Annotated in this window: 13 protein-coding genes, 2 tRNA genes and 2 pseudogenes; 7 read left to right on the top strand and 10 right to left on the bottom strand. The window is 50.9% G+C overall.

Features of this window, described 5'->3' with window-relative positions:
- The 5 genes and pseudogenes from AC5L4R_RS09825 to AC5L4R_RS09805 all read left to right on the top strand — a co-directional run.
- Nucleotides 1-114 (top strand): annotated as a pseudogene (locus AC5L4R_RS09825) (IS5/IS1182 family transposase); the annotation flags it as partial.
- A gap of 214 nt (nt 115-328) precedes the next feature.
- A complete protein-coding gene (gene cas3f / locus AC5L4R_RS09820) occupies nt 329-3,673 on the top strand; it encodes a type I-F CRISPR-associated helicase Cas3f (protein WP_494473715.1) in 3,345 nt (1,114 codons plus the stop codon).
- A 113-nt stretch (nt 3,674-3,786) separates the two neighbouring features.
- A complete protein-coding gene (locus tag AC5L4R_RS09815) occupies nt 3,787-4,725 on the top strand; it encodes a biotin--[acetyl-CoA-carboxylase] ligase (protein ID WP_494473714.1) in 939 nt (312 codons plus the stop codon).
- A gap of 307 nt (nt 4,726-5,032) precedes the next feature.
- A complete protein-coding gene (locus tag AC5L4R_RS09810) occupies nt 5,033-5,821 on the top strand; it encodes a type III pantothenate kinase (RefSeq protein WP_494473713.1) in 789 nt (262 codons plus the stop codon).
- A gap of 75 nt (nt 5,822-5,896) precedes the next feature.
- Nucleotides 5,897-6,439 (top strand): hypothetical protein, encoded by a 543-nt coding sequence (locus AC5L4R_RS09805; protein ID WP_494473712.1) that lies wholly within the window; start codon nt 5,897-5,899, stop codon nt 6,437-6,439.
- An 88-nt stretch (nt 6,440-6,527) separates the two neighbouring features.
- Here the strand turns inward: AC5L4R_RS09805 and AC5L4R_RS09800 are convergent, their stop codons facing one another.
- Together AC5L4R_RS09800 and hisD are read right to left on the bottom strand one after the other, a co-directional pair.
- Nucleotides 6,528-8,099 carry a TerC family protein gene (locus tag AC5L4R_RS09800; RefSeq protein ID WP_494473711.1) on the bottom strand — a complete coding sequence of 524 codons (1,572 nt, stop codon included), beginning with the start codon at nt 8,097-8,099 and terminating at the stop codon, nt 6,528-6,530.
- Nucleotides 8,100-8,390: 291 nt separating this feature from the next.
- Nucleotides 8,391-9,692: a histidinol dehydrogenase gene (gene hisD, locus AC5L4R_RS09795; RefSeq protein ID WP_494473710.1), complete on the bottom strand. Its 1,302-nt coding sequence runs from the start codon at nt 9,690-9,692 to the stop codon at nt 8,391-8,393.
- Nucleotides 9,693-9,994: 302 nt separating this feature from the next.
- Here hisD and poxB point away from each other — a divergent pair, with 302 nt between their 5' ends.
- Entirely contained in the window at nt 9,995-11,722 is a 1,728-nt protein-coding gene (poxB, locus tag AC5L4R_RS09790) for a ubiquinone-dependent pyruvate dehydrogenase (protein ID WP_494473709.1), read from the top strand.
- 118 nt (nt 11,723-11,840) lie between these two features.
- Here the strand turns inward: poxB and hisG are convergent, their stop codons facing one another.
- The 7 genes from hisG to ettA all read right to left on the bottom strand — a co-directional run bounded on the left by hisG (nt 11,841) and on the right by ettA (nt 17,062).
- A complete protein-coding gene (hisG, locus tag AC5L4R_RS09785; RefSeq protein WP_494473708.1) occupies nt 11,841-12,488 on the bottom strand; it encodes an ATP phosphoribosyltransferase in 648 nt (215 codons plus the stop codon).
- Between the two features lie 10 nt (nt 12,489-12,498).
- Entirely contained in the window at nt 12,499-13,764 is a 1,266-nt protein-coding gene (murA, locus tag AC5L4R_RS09780) for a UDP-N-acetylglucosamine 1-carboxyvinyltransferase (RefSeq protein WP_494473707.1), read from the bottom strand.
- A 1-nt stretch (nt 13,765) separates the two neighbouring features.
- On the bottom strand, nt 13,766-14,011 hold the full coding sequence (locus AC5L4R_RS09775; RefSeq protein WP_494473706.1) for a BolA family protein: 246 nt from the start codon (nt 14,009-14,011) through the stop codon (nt 13,766-13,768).
- Nucleotides 14,012-14,124: 113 nt separating this feature from the next.
- Entirely contained in the window at nt 14,125-14,541 is a 417-nt protein-coding gene (locus AC5L4R_RS09770) for a YraN family protein (protein WP_494473705.1), read from the bottom strand.
- A gap of 106 nt (nt 14,542-14,647) precedes the next feature.
- Nucleotides 14,648-14,724 (bottom strand) — tRNA-Asp (locus AC5L4R_RS09765).
- A gap of 66 nt (nt 14,725-14,790) precedes the next feature.
- A tRNA-Val gene (locus AC5L4R_RS09760) sits at nt 14,791-14,866 on the bottom strand.
- Between the two features lie 534 nt (nt 14,867-15,400).
- Nucleotides 15,401-17,062, bottom strand: coding sequence for an energy-dependent translational throttle protein EttA (ettA, locus tag AC5L4R_RS09755; protein WP_494473704.1), 1,662 nt, complete (start codon nt 17,060-17,062; stop codon nt 15,401-15,403).
- A gap of 301 nt (nt 17,063-17,363) precedes the next feature.
- Between ettA and AC5L4R_RS09750 the strand changes: the two genes are divergently transcribed.
- Entirely contained in the window at nt 17,364-17,636 is a 273-nt protein-coding gene (locus AC5L4R_RS09750; RefSeq protein ID WP_494473703.1) for a GNAT family N-acetyltransferase, read from the top strand.
- 373 nt (nt 17,637-18,009) lie between these two features.
- Here AC5L4R_RS09750 and AC5L4R_RS09745 read toward each other — a convergent pair.
- Nucleotides 18,010-18,133, bottom strand: a pseudogene (locus AC5L4R_RS09745) (IS5/IS1182 family transposase); the annotation flags it as partial.

The following is an 18,133-nucleotide window of genomic DNA, read 5'->3' as shown; positions in this document are numbered from 1 at the left end:
AATAAGGCTCGTCACCTTGGGTTAATGCAATTTCATACCAGTACTTTGCTTGCTAGCATAGTGCATAATTTAAAAACTGCCCTAGGCTTGAAGCGAAAATATGGGGTCGCTTAGGGTTATTGTGTCTATCGGTTGGTAAAACTAGCCAATAGACGTTAATTTACGGCAATTTAGGAGGCTTTTATGCCAATTCGGTGACTTTCTTCACTTCTTTAACACCAATTCCAGTTTTTAGTTGAGTTTGAAATTGGTGTCGAGAGATGGTCGCTGGTTTGTGCAAAGGTCTCTTATAGTGAGCGTATTGAATTTTTCTGTAAAAGATAAAACCATGCACGTCATTTTTATTTCTGCTTGTGAAAAAAAAGCCCTCAAAAAAACCCGTGCCGTATTGGATAGCTACGCCATTCGCACAGGGCATAGCACATGGCAAGCCCCAATGACCATGGAAGGCTTAGCCGATGTGCGTCGCGCCCTCAAGCAAAAAGGCATCACCCGACAAACCGCCGTTGCCGCCTACATCAACCACGGTATGCGCCGCATGAAGCTGGCGTGGGTCGTCGGGGCTAAGCATCGTTTTAACAGCACAGGCGCATACCCCGTTGCCTCAACCCAACGCCCACACCGCGCCCGTCAAGTTGAGCCATGGGTACGAGCCGCCAGCTTGCTGGCAGGCGCGGCAGGTGACATGCACGATATCGGCAAAGCCTCACAGCACTTTCAACGCAAGCTATCACCTGCCCAAGCCCAAACCATCGTTGCCGATGACATCCGCCATGAATGGCTATCGATTAAACTGCTGCAACAGCTGCGCCGCAATGGCTGGAACTGGCAAGCGGCATGGCAACACCTGCCGAATGACCCAACCCGCAATATTCTAACGTTAGGCAAAATCGCTGACGTTGATGACGGCGTGGCCAGTCAAGAAGAAGCGGTGGATTATCTGATAGTGACCCACCATGGCTTGCTGGGTGCGGACAATCCCAAAGAATTTGCCAGCCCCCCCGATGACACAAAGCATGTCCGCAAGACTTTGCCGCGTGCTGAGCAGCTTACCTGCGCAGGCGATTTGCCGCCAAGTATCTTTGCCAGCTACCAAAAACGCATGGCGCGGCTTGCCCACCTGCTACCTGGCAATGCCGATAAAGTGTACTACAAGGCATTGAGCCTACACGCACGCAACGCGCTGATTCACGCTGACCACACCATCTCTGCCATACGCTACACCGATGGCACACCTGCCCAAACCGCACTGTTTGCCAACACCTGCTATCTTGATGGCAAACGGGTACAAAATCAGCCATTGGCATGGCATCTGCAGCAAGTGGGCGAGCGTGCCAGCCGTATCGCCTGCCAAATGATGACCGATTTAAACCTAGCAGGGCTGTGCCAGCAAACGGTAGAATTTATCAAAGCACCCACCCAAAGCCCGTATTTTGGTTGGCAAAACATCGCAGGCAATGCCTTGCAGACAGTTAGCGGCAAACACCCCGATTTGCCAATGTTGGTGTTTAACATCGCGGCAACAGGCAGCGGCAAAACGCGAATGAACCTACGCGCCGCTTGCACACTGCGCCCCGATGACCCACGGATTTGCATTGCCTTAAACTTACGTTCTTTGACCCTACAGACGGGCGAGTCACTCAAACAATCCATGAACCTATCGGACGATGAACTGGCGGTGGTGATTGGCGATGACATCACCCAAGAACTATTTGCCAAAGCCCAGTCCAACCAAGGCATCGATGATGACGAAAACCCACCCGAACCGATGTTTGATGCCAAAGGCGAGGATTACGATTTGCCTGCGTGGCTCAATCCGTTATATGAAACAACCACCAAACGCGGCACGCGCATCGACCACGATGGCAAGACCTTATTGGCAACGCCGCTGTTGGTTTCGACCATTGACTACTTGATTGCCGCAGGTGAACCGCACAGACAGGGGCATCACGTCAAGGCATTGCTGCGCCTTATCAGCAGTGATTTGATCTTAGATGAAATTGACAGCTATGACCCCAAGGCCTTGATGGCGGTCTTGCGACTGGTGCAGCTGGCAGGCATGTACGGGCGGCACGTGATTTGCTCATCGGCAACGCTGTCAAAACCCATCGCCATCAGCGTGCAGCAGGCGTACGCGTCGGGCATTGCCATGCGCCACGCGCTCAAGCAGCCGCCAAGCGCAAACGTTAGCCCAAACCCCAACCCCGACCAAGCGGCCGACCAAACCGCTGACCCAACGCCACCACCAAACGCCAACCAAAATCGCGCAAGCTTTGGCATTGCCATCATAGATAACGAGGTCAAGCCAAACATCTGGCAGCAGTTCATAGACCCTGCTGCGTCCGACGGCGCACCGACCTTTGGTGAGATTTACCAAACCCATCTGGACGCGCTGCAACAGGTTTTGGCACAAAAGCCCGTGTACCGTTTAGCCGAGCTACAGCCTTTGGCGGCACAAAATATCAGCGCGTGGCAACACGCGGTTTTGACCGCCGCGCAGACCTTGCACACGCGCCACGCATGGTGTGGCAAAAGCTCAGCAAAACGGTTGTCGTTTGGTTTGGTACGCGTCGCCAATATCGCCCACGCTGTGCAATTGGCGCATTACTTTGCCAAACACTGGCAACACGCACGCATTGCTTGCTATCATGCCAACGACTGGCGCATCAACCGTTTTTATAAAGAACAGCGCCTAGACACCCTGCTAAGCCGCCACAAAACCGCCAAAAAACGCCCAACGGGCAATGAGACCATCGAGCAAGACGCTGATATCCAACGCTTGCTGGCGGCAAGTCCACACGCGGATGTGCCGTTTATCGTCATTGCCACGCCTGTTGAGGAGGTTGGGCGCGACCATGATTTTGATTGGGCGGTGATTGACGCATCGAGCGTGCAATCCATTGTCCAGACGGCAGGGCGGGTCAATCGCCATCGCCGCGACCCCATCAGCGCGCCCAACATCATCATTCCGCAGTACAACTATCGGCATTGCAAAAACGAGCAACTTGGGCAATCCTCAAAACCTGCGTTTCAATACCCTGGTTATGAAGGCTATACCAACGCCAATAAACACTACCAGACGCATAATTTGGCGGCGTTGTTGCCGTGGCAGGATAATCGGCTAGTCATTGACGCACGGCTGCGCTTTGATACCGCCGCCTGCGCGTTTGCCCGTAATGACGATGATGAAATAGCAGGCTTTTGTCAGCAGTATTTTTATCCACAAGACGACCCCAATCATATGGCACTGTTTTCGACCGATGATGTCACCAGTAGCTTGATGACCGAGCAGCTGTACCAAACCTTTACGCCCTTGCGTGATAGCCAGTACCAAGCCTTGTACCGTATGCAGCCTGCCTGCCTCACCGAGCAGGCAACCAACGCCGATTTACGCATCGAAAAATACATCAATGCCTTTGACGGGCGAGGGTATTTGGCGACAGCGTCTTGGCAAGATTATAGTCGTGACTTCACCCAACCGATTGTGCAGCCTGCTTGTCCGCAAGCGTGGCTGTATCTGTCACCGCAGCAAATGGTTGAGCAATGCCAGCGTTTTGGTATTGATATCGGCAAAGGCTGTCAAATCGCTTTAACCTTATACGGCAGCGCAGATAACCAACCGCCTGCACAGTGGCGGTATGATGAAGGGTTTGGCGTAACCCGACAGGTTTAAAGCTGTGTTGTTAAGCATTTGGCAGCAAACTGGCGTATGATAGCAAACCCAAAATGCCAAACTGTGCCGACGTTTGCCTGATTTGTTAAAATTGTTAAAGTTGTTAAAAGACCATGCCAACCGCCAAGATTTGCCAGCAGCACCTCAGCGTAACGGACTCCACCAACAGCCAACTGATAAATGCCATGCTTGCCAGTTTTCGGCAGGTCGGTGGCGTAGGCCATAACACGCCACATGCGGCCATGGACTGGCAAGCCCAGCCGCATTACGCGCGCCCATATCGCCTGACGGCAGACTGCCAACGCGCAGGGCGTGGGCAGCACGGGCGCACATGGCAATCTCCACAGGGCAATTTGTACTATTCGTTATACATCCCAAGTCAAGGCTATGCCGATGATGCCGCACGCCACACAGGCTTAGCATTGGCGCGACCGCTTGATGGGCGGCTGTCGCTGTGCGTGGGTTATCAGCTGGCGCAGATGTTGGCCAATAAAGGCATTGCGACCACACGCCACCACAGTGCCGCAAGCCCACTTGGGGTCAAATGGGTCAATGATATCGGTTGGTACATTGGCGCGGATTTTTGCAAATTGGCAGGAATTTTGCTTGAGCCTGTCACCGCCGATGGCAAAATGCTGGGCGTTGTGGTGGGGGTGGGCATCAATCTTGCCCACGCGCCTGTTTTGCCGCAGCAAACCGCCATCGATTACCGCGCCGTCGCTTTGGCAGATGTCTTGCCTGCTCAGCAGTTGCCGCCATTGGCAAAATTGGCGCAAGCCGTTGATGGTGCACTGGCGGTAGCGATAGCGCAGTTTAATGGATTGTATGATAGCCAAGCCGTGCAAGCCTTTTGCCAACAATTTGCCGCGGTAGATTTGCTGTTTGGCAAGCGCGTACAGGTGTGGCCAACGCAAGGCGACGCACCGCCGATGGTTGGCGTGGGGCAGGGCATTGACGCAGCAGGCTGCTTGCAGATACGCTTGGCAGACAGTGGCAATCGTGCGCCCATCACACGCATTTGGAACGGGCGCGTGCGTGTGTTAGAGGTTTAGGTGGTTAAGCAATTGTGTGGCTCATAGAATTAACGCGATTTCCACCAATTTTTTGCCACAATTTTTAAATTTTTTTAAATTTATTTTATAAGTTGATTTACAGCGGCTAAATTGTCTTTAGCCTGTCAATGGCTTTTAAAGTCGCAGGCTTATGTGGGCGTTTTAAAGCGTTTTAAATAGGCGCATGCTTAAGTGTGATTGAAAATAGCTGAACCGATAGCTAAGACAAAAAGATGTTAAGCATTTTTCACAGGGCTGGATTAAAATACCAGCGCAAGTTTACAAAATTTTTAGGATAAAACACTGTATGCCTGACACCGCCTGTCGTATGCTAAACGCCACTGCTACCAATCACGCAACCACCAAACTTTGGCTGGATTTGGGCAATACGCGGCTTAAATACTGGCTAACCGACGCCCACGGGCAGCTACTTGACCATGCCGCAGAACAGCACTTACAAGCCCCTGCCGAGCTGTTGCGCGGTCTGGTGTATCGTTTTGAACGTTTGGCACCTGCTTTTATCGGCGTGTCGTCGGTGCTTGGGCAGGCGGTGAATACACAGGTTAGCCACTGCCTTAGCCAGCTTGGCGTGCCGTTTGAGTTTGCGCAGGTCAATGCTGCCCACCCCTTGATGCAAAGCGCGTATGATGCGCGCCAGCTGGGTGTAGACCGTTGGCTACAGATGCTTGGTGCGGTCGATGCCAGCGCGCGCCAATGTATCGTTGGTTGTGGCACAGCATTGACGATTGATTTGATTGATTGTGGGCGGCATATGGGCGGTTATATTTTTCCCAGTATTCACTTGCAGCGCTCGGCGTTGTATTCAGGCACGCGCCAAATTGGGCAAGTTAGTGCCAGTTTCGACAGCATTGCTTGTGGACAAAACACAGAGCAGGCGGTGCAACATGGCATTTTGTTGTCAGTGGTAGGGGCAATTCATGAAGTACAACGCCAATACACAGGCTTTGCTTTGATTTTAACAGGCGGTGACGCGCCTGTGGTGGTAGCGCAACTTGATCCAACGCTTGCGCCCACGCCCGTGATTGCGCCCGATTTATTGTTACAAGGCTTGCGGCGTTTTTTTGCTGATGTTTAAGGCATTTTGGGTTAAAATCGGTGTGTAGCCAATCGCAATTTTTTTTAAATTTATTATTTGCCTAGGTGCATCACGATGAAACATAAAATTTTTTCGCTCACTCGCTTGTCGGCGACCATCACACTGGCGGCGGCTGTTGTTTTGACGGGTTGCCAGTCGTCCAAAGACCATACACCAAAAAATAACGCGCCTGCACGCTTACAAAATGCCACACCTGCCGATACCTATCCTGCGTTGCCGCCTGCCAATAACCGCGTGCGCTTGCGTGAAGGGCAAACCGTTGCCGTGCCTGACGCGCCATTTGCCATTAAGTTTGAGCAAGTCATCGCCGATGACCGCTGCGCCTTGACAGGGCAATGCATTTGGGCAGGCAATGTCACCGCGCGTTTGCAGCTGATTCCCAACCAAACCAACGCCAATTTGGCAACAAAAACCGTGGATTTGTCAATGGGGGACTTGCGCGAAGGGTTAAAACTTGATCGTGACGTGGTATTTGCAGGTTATGATGTGGCATTGGATGCGGTATATCCCACACCGACCAGTGGTGATGCGTTTGAGCAGTTACGCGGCAAATACTTGATTGACGTTAAGGTCACCAAGGCCAATGCCAAAAAATAATGGCTAGTTTTTTTTAAGGCTAAAAAAGGTTGGTGCATGAACCAACCTTTTTAACCATTAAGCAATCAAAATATTGAATCAGCGATATTTAATCAGCGTCTGATATCGCCATCAAAACAGGTTCAACTTTAACCAATGTAATTCGCGTCGGTGTGGTTTGCAAAATAGTAAAGCGATAGCCATCAGCGGTCACGCTTTGATTGACCTCGGGCATGTCGCTAAGCTTAGCAATCATATAGCCGCCGATGGTGAGCTGCTCGGCATCCATCAGCAAATCAGGCTCGTTGAGCTCCAACCGCAGCTGAGACAAACTTGCCGTGCCCTCGACGATCCAAGCATCGTCTTGGCGCATGATTTCGGGCGTTTCGTCTTCATCGGGAAATTCGCCTGCAATCGCCTCAAGCACATCCAGCGGTGTGACCAAGCCTGCCACTTGCCCGTATTCATCAATCACCATCGCCAAATTGCCCTTGGCATTTTTAAGCATATTAAGCAGTTTAAGGTTGTCGATGTTTTCAGACACAAACACGGGTTGTTGCTTGGCCAGTAGCGGCTTGATAGCGGCTTCTAGAGGGGTGGTATCTTGTGCAAGCACATTTAAAATATCTTTGGCGCGTACCACCCCAAGCACCTTATCGATATTGTCACGGCAGACAGGAAACAGGCTGTGCGGTGTATCAAGCAGCTGATGGCGGATATCCTCACGGCTGGCGTTGATATTGACCCAAGAGATCTCGGCACGTGGGGTCATGATGGTTTGCACATCACGGTCATTGAGTGCCAACACACCGCTAATCATATAGCGCTCTTCTTCGGCAAATGGCAGGCTATCGACATCAAACGGTGTAGGCGTTTCTTCATCCTCGCTGACTTCTTGTGTCTTACCACCCATGAGGCGTAAAATCGCATCTGCCGTGCGGTCACGCAGTGGGATTTGGTTTTCGTAGCGGGTGCGGTTACGAATCGCAAATTGATTAAACGCCTCGATGAGGATTGAAAACCCAATGGCAGCGTATAGATAACCTTTGGGAATATGAAAGCCTAAGCCCTCGACAATCAAGCTAAAGCCGATCATTAACAAAAAGCTTAGACACAAGATCACCACAGTGGGGTGACGACCGACAAACTCAGTGAGCGCCTTTGATGCCAGCACCATGATACACATGGCAATCACCACCGCCGCCATCATGATCGGCAGTTGTTTGACCATGCCAACGGCCGTAATCACCGCATCAAACGAGAACACCGCATCCAAAATGACGATTTGTGTCACCACCGCAGCAAAGCTTGCGTGTACCTGGTTGCCGCCTGTTTGCACAGGCTTGCCCTCAAGGCGTTCATGCAGCTCGGCGGTTGCCTTAAACAACAAGAAAAATCCACCGACAATCAAAATCAAATCACGCAGCGAAAAATCAAAACGCCCAAAGCTGACAATCGGATCCGTCAGCGTGATCAGCCACGACATGATGGACAGCAAAAACAGCCGAGTAATCAACGCCAACATTAAGCCAACGTTGCGTGCTTTGTTGCGTTGTTTGGGCGGTAGTTTGTTGGCTAAAATCGCGATAAATACCAGATTGTCAATGCCCAGCACCAGCTCAAGCACCACCAATGTGGCAAGACCCAACCAAGCGGATGGGTCGGTCAGAAGTTCAATCATGTCGGCAAATGGTCGTAGAAAATTGCAGGGGTTGGTAAGTTTTTATAAGATAATACGGCGATAAATCACAAAAATTGGCATTAGCATACCACAACGTTTTGTGATGTCAGCAAACAAATTGTTATCATTCGTTTGCAGTATTTAAAGGTATGTTAATATAAAGGCACATCAAAATAAAGGCGCGTTAAAATAACCACTATAAAAACGGGCGGCAAACGCGCAATCGATTTGACCAACTGTCGAGCAAAACCGCGTCACCCGACCAGCCTGCTAGTGAGCCACCCCAAACGCTTAGGCGTTATCCACCCGATACCGTGCCGACAAGGCATGTGCCATCAAGTTTTCATGCTGTGCCAAAATATCTGCCGTACGCGCCAACTGCTGCGCCCCATCGCGCGTGCAATGGATGAGGGACGATTTTTTTTGAAAATCATACACGCCAAGCGGTGAGCTAAACCGCGCTGTGCCCGATGTCGGCAACACATGGTTCGCGCCTGCGCAATAGTCGCCAATCGCCTCGGGGGTATAACGCCCCATAAAGATTGCCCCTGCGTGACGGATAGCGCCCGCCATCGCCTCGGGGTCATCAATCGACAACTCTAAATGCTCGGGCGCGACTTGGTTAATCACTTGCACCGCCTCGGCACGGTCACGCACCAAAATTAACGCCCCACGCGCCGCCGTTGAAGTGCGCGCAATATCCGCTTTGGGCAGCGTTGCCAACGCGCGCTCGATTGCGTGTTGCACCGCGTCTAGCAGCGTTTGGCTGGTGGTAACAAAGATCGCTTGCGCCACCGTGTCATGTTCGGCTTGTGACAACAAATCCATCGCCAACCAGTCGGCGCGGTCGGCAGGCGCGCCCTCCGCATATACCAGCACCTCAGACGGCCCGGCTATCATATCAATACCCACTTGCCCAAACACCGCGCGTTTGGCAGCCGCGACGTATTTATTACCAGGGCCTGTGATTTTATCCACGCGTGCAATGCTTGCCGTGCCATACGCCAACGCCGCCACCGCTTGCGCCCCACCGATGGTAAACACGGTATCAACGCCTGCCACATGCGCCGCCGCCAGCACCAAGGGGTTAAGCTTGCCATCGGGGGCAGGCACAACCATGACGATACGCCCAACGCCTGCCACCTTGGCAGGGATCGCGTTCATCAGCACCGATGACGGATAGCTTGCCAATCCACCGGGTACATAGATACCAACGCTATCTAGCGCGGTCACCTGTTGCCCAAGTGTGTTGCCCAAAGCGTCTTGATACGTCCAACTGTGCTGTAATTGGCGTTGATGAAAATCAAAAATCCGCTCAGCGGCAAGCGTGAGCGCGTCTTTGACGGCCGCGTCCAACGCATCAAACGCCCGTTTGAGTGCGTCGGGCGATAGCTGCAACTGCGCCATCTGGGTGGCAGGGTGGCGGTCAAATTGCTGCGTCAATGCCAACACCGCCGCATCACCGTCACGGCGCACCTGCGCAATGATGTCGTCCACCGCTTGCACCACTTGGGTATCGGTCACGCTATCAAACGCCAACAGCTCGGTCAGCTGGTCAGCAAAATTAGGACTTTGGCTAGACAACACACGCATTTTTTCACATTCCTTGACAAAAATTTGCAAACTTCATTGGCTAATATACTACTATACTACAGATTCACCTAGCCACTGGCGATAAAATTTATCCCAAACAAAATGGGTCACACAACTGGGCATCAGCCAAAATCTAGCGTTTGGTCGTGGTGGCTAGCACTATCCAACCATCACGCAATAAACCGTATGACTTTTGCATGACGAAAAGGCGTGGATACCCACCCAACCGATAAAGCCATGTTGCCACCGCTTTGACAAAAATTTTTTAAGTATGTAACCAACCACAACACAAGGATAATTCCATGTCAGCATTCTCGATTGCCGATTTATTGGTCAAAACGCTTGCCGATGCAGGCGTAGAGCGCATTTGGGCGATTACGGGCGACAGCCTCAACGGTTTTAATGACAGTATCCGCCGTGACGGGCGCATCCGTTGGATGCATGTACGTCACGAGGAGAGCGCGGCATTTGCCGCAGGCGCGGATGCCGCTATTACGGGTAAAATTGCCGTGTGTGCAGGCAGTAGCGGCCCTGGTAATTTGCATTTAATCAATGGCTTGTACGATTGTAAGCGCAACCACGTGCCTGTGCTGGCGATTGCCTCACACATCCCAGCCAGTGAAATCGGCTTAAACTATTTTCAAGAAACCCATCCTGAGCTGATTTTCCGTGAATGTAGCGATTTTGTTGAGCTCATTAGCAGTGAAAAACAAATGCCAGAACTGCTACAACGCGCGCTAAACGTCGTCGTGGGACAGCGCGGCGTGGCGGTGTTGGTGCTACCGGGGGATATCAGCACGCGGTCTGTACTAGACCCCAAAGCAGGCGAGTGGGTGCCACCACGCTTGCCACGTGTAGTACCAACCGAAGAGGATCTAACCACCATGCAGCTATTGCTAAGCCGTGACAAAAACGTCACCATCTTGGCAGGTTCTGGCTGTGCAGGCGCACATGATGAAGTCGTTGCCTTGGCTGCCAAACTCAACGCGCCGATTGTCCACGCTTTTCGCGGTAAAGAATACCTAGAATGGGACAATCCGTATGATGTCGGTATGACAGGCTTAATCGGTTTTTCATCGGGCTATCACGCGATGATGAACGCCGATACCTTGCTTATGTTGGGTACGGATTTTCCTTATCGTATGTTCTATCCAAAAGGTAAAACCGTTATTCAAGTCGATGTCAATCCGCAAGCCTTAGGTCGTCGTACGACGCTTACACTGGGCGTGTTGGCAGATGTTAAAGAAACCCTAACCGCACTGTTGCCACGTCTAGAGCAAAACACCGATCGCACATTCTTGGATAATGCGCTAGATAACTATGCCAAAGCGCGCCAAGGCTTGGATGACCTTGCCACCCCAACCGATGACGGCAAGCCACTGCATCCACAATATATTATGAAAGTCGTCAGTGAGCTGGCAGATGATGATGCGATTTTCACCGCCGATGTTGGCTCACCTGTTGTTTGGGCAGCGCGTTATCTTAAAATGAACGGCAAACGCCGCTTGCTTGGATCATTTAACCATGGCTCAATGGCAAACGCTATGCTACAAGCGATGGGCGCACAAGCTGCCGCGCCAGACCGTCAAGTCATCAGTATGTCGGGTGATGGTGGTTTGACCATGATGATGGGCGAGCTTTTGACCTTGGTACAAATGCAACTACCTGTCAAAATCATCGTTCACAACAACGCAAGTTTAGGCTTTGTTGAGCTTGAAATGAAAGCCATGGGCTACCTTGACTACGCGGTGGATTTAAAGAACCCGAATTTTGCGGCGATGGCACAAGCGATGGGGCTGACAGGCTACCGCGTTGAAAATGCCAAAGACTTGCGCCCGACACTTGAGGCGGCATTTGCCCACCCAGGTCCTGTTTTGGTCGATGTTGTCACCGAAGCGCAAGAATTGATCATGCCACCACACATTGACCTTGAGCAAGTCAAAGGCTTTGGCTTGTATATGATGAAGGCTGTGCTCAACGGCCGTGGCAATGAGTTGATTGAGCTGGGCGAAGTCAATTTGCTGCGCTAATACGCCTAAGCCCAACAAAAAACCGCCTAATAACCTAGGCGGTTTTTTTGTGACGCTTGATGATAGCCTATAAACACAACTTTACACAATTTTAGCCTAGCGGCTGGCTGGTTGATGCTTATTTACGCTGCTCGACGCTGTCTTGTAGCTGCTGCAAAATAGGGGCAAATAGCGGAAATTTGCGCTTATAGCTGACTTGATTGACAATCAAACGCGATGACACGCGACAAATCTCGTCACGTGGTTCAAGCCCATTGGCGCGTAAAGTATTGCCTGTATCCACCACATCAACAATCAAATCACCCAAACCAACCAGCGGTGCAAGCTCCATCGAGCCGTAGAGCTTAATGATATCCACTTGCTTACCTTGACTGGCAAAATACCGCCGCGCCACATTGACATACTTGGTGGCAATGCGCAAGCGACGCTGGGGCAGGGCTTGCCCCTTGACCCCTGCTGTCATCAAACGGCATTTGGCGATATTTAAGTCTAGCAGCTCATACAAATTGCTTGCACCATGCTCAAGCAGTACATCTTTGCCTGCCACACCAAAATCTGCCGCGCCATGCTCGACATACGTCGGCACATCGCTGGCGCGCAAAATCAACACGCGCACATCGGGATGAGTGGTGGTAAAAATGAGTTTACGCGAAGCCTCAACATCTTCGGTCAAAGCAATGCCAGCATCGGCAAGCAGCGGCAAGGTGTCATTAAGAATGCGCCCTTTAGACAGCGCAAGCGTCAAGCCGTGATAGGTATCGCTCATGGTGTTGCCCTCATGGTGCCTCACTGACGCGCTCGATTTGCACACCCAAACCGCGCAGCTTGTCCTCGACGTGCTCATAGCCGCGGTCAATGTGGTAAATACGCTCAATACACGTTTCACCCTCTGCTGCCACTGCGGCCATGACCAACGACATCGACGCGCGCAAATCGGTCGCCATCACAGGCGCGGCGGTGAGTTTTTCTACGCCTTTGACCACGGCGGTATGCCCATCCACACGGATGTTTGCCCCCATGCGTTGTAGCTCTGGCACATGCATGTAGCGATTTTCAAAAATATTCTCAATAATTGTACTTGTCCCATCGGCAATGGCACAAATCGTCATCAACTGCGCTTGCATATCGGTGGGAAAAGCAGGGTGCGGCAGCGTGCGCACATCAACCGCTTGCGGACGACCGTCCATTTTGACATTGATCCAGTCCTCACCTGTGGTCACAATCGCGCCCATTTCGCTGAATTTTTTGAGCACCGCTTGCATGAGGCTGGCATCGGTACGTTTTGCCGTGACCTCACCACCCGTCATCAATGCCAACGCCAAATACGAACCCGTCTCGATACGGTCAGCCACCACACTGTATGTGCAGCCGTGCAAACGCTCCACGCCCTCGATGGTCATATAAGCTGTGCCAATACCGTCGATTTTTGCCCCCATTTTGACCAGCATATTGGCCAAATCAACCACCTCAGGCTCACGCGCGCAGTTCTCTAGGTGCGTCGTACCCTCTGCCAAAACTGCCGCCATCAGCGTATTCTCAGTACCGCCAACGGTGACCATATCAAAGGTAAAATGACAGCCTTGCAAACGCCCATTGGGCGCGTGCGCCTTGACATAGCCGTTTTCAACCGTGATTTGTGCGCCCATCGCCTCTAAAGCTTTGAGGTGTTGATCCACGGGACGTGAGCCAATCGCGCAGCCGCCCGGCAATGACACTTCTGCCTGCCCAAAGCGTGCCAATAGTGGCCCTAACACCAAAATCGACGCGCGCATGGTTTTGACCAACTCATACGGCGCATAAAAGCTGCTGATGGTTGAGGTGTCACACGTCACCGTATCGCCATGTTTTTGGATATCAATGCCCATGCCTGCAATCAGCTTAACCAGCGTCGTCACATCTTTGAGCGTTGGCACATTGGTCAAAGTCGATGGCGTTTCGCCCAAAATCATCGCTGCAAGCAGTGGCAAGGCAGCGTTTTTCGCACCAGAAATCACCACCTCACCCTGCACGCGTGTACCACCTTGAATGATTAAACGCTCCACACTAGCCCCCTTGCTTGCTTTGCCACTCATCGGGCGTGAGCGCTTGGATATTAAGCGCGTGAATCTCACCCGTGGCAAATTTATCACTCACCAACGCCAGCACGGCTTGCTGACGCGCGACAGGGCGTTTGCCTGCAAAACTGTCATCAACCACACGCACATCAAATTTATTGCCTTGGTTGGCGGCTTCAATCAGCGCATCGGGAAAATGCGGGCGCAGCAGTGCAATCAAATCTTGGGCATTCATCGGGCTTAACCTAGAAAATTTGTATCAAATAAAGAAAAAAAACATCCTGCAAACTGGCTAACTAGCATAGCATATTTGGCGGATAGGCGGCAAAGTTTTGTGTGATGGCGCGGCTATGAATCGGCAATAAACGCCGCAACAATCCACGTGGGCGGCGTGGAGTAAGCCGCCTCGATAGCATGGGCGGTATCAAAGCTTACCACATCAAAGCGCACCTCACACCCAGCAAATTCATCATGCGCTTGTAAAAATGCCTGTGCGGTTGCCAGTAGCTTGCGCTGTTTGGCCGGTGTGACACTCTCTGGCCCTGTCCCAAAGCGGCTTGATTTGCGCTGACGCACCTCGACAATCACCAAACACGGCGGCTGATTTTGCGCCATCGGCGGTGCAAGCATGACCAAATCCAGCTCACCCACATTTGGACAATGCCAGTTTTTGGCAACAGGCTGCAAGCCATGCCGCTGCAAATAATCACAGGCAAGCTGCTCAAAATGCGCCCCTTGACGCTGGCGTGGGCTGGTGAGTTTCATGGATGTTCTAAAATTTTGCCAAAAATTGTGCCAAAAAAAACGCCAAATCAGGGGTGATTTGGCGTATAAACTGCTAATATTTTAAAAAATACTGTCGGTTTTAAGATGGCGCAGCGGACGGGACTCGAACCCGCGACCCCCGGCGTGACAGGCCGGTATTCTAACCAACTGAACTACCGCTGCAAAAATGTTTCAACGCTGCTTTGTACCATCAAAGCCATTTACCCTATAGATGCTGTCACTCTATAATGGTGGGTGGTAACGGGATCGAACCGCTGACCCTCTGCTTGTAAGGCAGATGCTCTACCAACTGAGCTAACCACCCGCGTTGTCTGTGAGAGCGTATTATAGAGATTTTTACGCTTGCGTCAAGCCTTTTTTGCAAAAAATTTGCGTAAGATTGCAAATTTTTGCGCAGCGTTATTTTTAGGGCAATTGCGGCAAGGTTTGCTAACAAAACATGCGCAATAAACGCGTGTATTTTCATCAATTTGTCATATCGGGCACGTATCATAGCTTTAAAACAAAGCGCAGCCGATTATCAAAACTCTGAACACGTCGTGATAACAAAGTATAACGCCGCGCGAGACTAGATTTAATAATGATAACCACGGTTTTAAATATAAAACATTAAAAATAACCACTTATAATAGCAGTATAACAATAATAACAACGCGAGAATAACGACAATAACCTTTAGCTTGTCACCCAAAGGATTTAATTCCCCCGATTAAATCCTTTTTATTTTTTTGTCTTTAAAAAACTGTACCGTGATTGGCGGGCGTATCGCGCACAAAAAACGCGGCTAAGTCTTAACTTAACCGCGTCCCTGGGTGTTTGGGGTATTTACCGCAACCGTTTAACCACCAATTTTTTTATACTTCATGCGTTTGGGGCCAGCGTCATCGCCAAGTTGTTTTTTGCGGTACGCTTCGTAGTCTGAGTAGTTGCCATCAAACCACACAGGGCCTTCTTCTTCAAACGCCAAAATATGCGTGGCGATGCGGTCAAGAAACCAGCGGTCATGCGATACCACCATCACCGTACCGGGGAATACCTCGACGGCTTCTTCTAGTGCGCGCAAGGTTTCTACGTCCAAATCGTTTGACGGTTCGTCAAGCAATAGCACGTTCGCGCCTTGTTTTAAGGTCTTGGCAAGTTGCAAGCGGTTGCGCTCACCGCCCGATAAGCTGCCCACGCGTTTTTGTTGGTCTTGTCCTTTGAAGTTAAAACGCCCGATATACGCGCGACTTGGTGTGGTGTAGTCGCCAACGGTAATCATATCAAGGCCGTCAGATACCTCTTCCCACACGGTTTTGTTATCGTCAAGCTCATCACGAATCTGCCCAACATACGCCACTTTGACCGACTCACCGACTTCAACGCTGCCCGTGTCGGGTTGGTCTTTGCCTGTAATCATGTTAAACAGTGTGGTTTTACCTGCGCCATTGGGCCCGACAATCCCGACAATCGCCATGGGCGGTACGGTAAATGACAGGTTTTCATACAGCAAGCGGTCACCAAACGATTTAGAGATGTTTTTGACCTCAATCACTTTATTACCAAGGCGCGGACCTGGTGGAATATAAATTTCGGCGGTCTCGTTGCGTTGTTGGAATTCTTTGGAGTTTAATTCCTCAAAACGTTGCAGACGCGACTTGGATTTGGCTTGCTGGCCTTTTTGGTTTTTACGCACCCATTCAAGCTCTTGTTTCAATGCTTTGGCAAAGGCTTCTTCTTGCTTTTGCTCTTGCTCTAGGCGTTTGTTTTTCTGCTCAAGCCATTCGGTGTAGTTGCCTTGATACGGGTAGCCATAGCCGCGGTCAAGTTCCAAAATCCACTCGGCAACGTTGTCCAAGAAATAGCGGTCGTGGGTAATCGCCACAATCGTGCCGTTGTAGTCTTTTAAAAACCGCTCAAGCCATGCCACGCTCTCAGCGTCTAAGTGGTTGGTTGGCTCGTCAAGTAGCAGCATGTCGGGTTTTGACAGCAGCAGGCGGCATAGGGCGACGCGGCGTTTTTCACCACCCGATAGCTTGCTGACATCGGCATCCCATGGCGGCAGGCGCAGCGCGTCGGCGGCTTTTTCTAGCTGATTGTTGAGGTTGTGCGCGTCCCACGCTTGGATGATGTCTTCCATCTTGCCTTGTTCTGCCGCCAATTTGTCAAAATCCGCGTCGGGGTCAGCATATTCAGCATAGATTTCATCAAGCCGCGCAAGCGCGTCTAGGGGCTCGCGTAAGCCATCCTCGACGTTGGCGCGCACGTCTTTGTTGGGGTCAAGCTGTGGCTCTTGCGGCAAGTAGCCGACTTTGATACCCGTTTGGGCGCGTGCCTCGCCGTTGTAGTCCTTGTCCACGCCTGCCATGATGCGTAGCAGGGTGGATTTACCTGCGCCATTTAAGCCTAACACGCCGATTTTGGCCCCTGGAAAAAATGACAACGAAATATCCTTGAGAATTTCGCGCTTGGGCGGAACAAGTTTGGACACCTTGTTCATGGTATAAATGTATTGTGCCATGTGTACCTTGTCAAATATAAGCGAATTGGTTGAAAATAAACGTAAAATCAATAACGTTGATGTGGTGAAAAATGGCTAAAAATCAAGTAACCTGCCATGCCAACAAACGCGCTATTATCGCATTGTCTTGCTAGAAGGGCAACCTGGCGGCAAGGGTTGGACGCAGATTGGCCAACGCATGGGCAAGGTTTTGTTGCGCCTTGATTTGTGCTATTCTCAGTTTGGGCTATCTTAGCCACACGCTTGGTGGCTCATTTAGCCACAAGTCAAATCATCAAGGTTGATACATCAGGAAAACATCATGTCAAACATCACCCATAACACCGCCGCACAACGCTTTGAGCTGACCCAAGACGGCGCAACCGCTTATTTAAGCTACCAAACCGCTGGTGAAAAACTGATTTTTGACCACACCATCGTGCCACCTGCCATCGAAGGGCAAGGCATTGGCAGCCAACTTGCCAAACATGCGCTGGACTATGCCCGTCAAAATGGCAAAAAAGTCGTGCCTGCGTGTTCGTTTGTCGCCCATTTTATGCAAAAACACGCCGAATATCAGGACTTGCTGGCTTGATGGTCGCCAAGATTTCCCACGATAGCCTTTGGCTAAGTGGTGGGATTAGGTCAAAAGACGACAGGGCTTAAATACGAGGCTAAAATACAGGGCTTAAATACAAGGCTAAAATACAAGGCTTGGATGGGTGGTTGCAAAATTTGTGAATACTGATTGACGCGCATTAAGGTCTGTTAATATTCAATCCCAAACATTTTAAAGAGACCTTTGCACAAACCAGCGACCGTCTCTCGACACCAATTTCAAACTCAACTAAAAACTGGAATTGGTGTTAAAGAAGTGAAGAAAGTCACCGAATTGGCATAAAAGCCTCCTAAATTGCCGTAAATTAACGTCTATTGGCTAGTTTTACCAACCAACAGACACAATAACCCTAAGCGACCCCATATTTTCGCTTCAAGCCTAGGGCAGTTTTTAAATTATGCACTATGCTAGCAAGCAAAGTACTGGTATGAAATTGCATTAACCCAAGGTGACGAGCCTTATTCATGCCATAA

It is taken from the genome of Faucicola sp. SE7633 (assembly GCF_059264685.1).
This window is presented reverse-complemented; position numbering and strand designations above follow the sequence as displayed.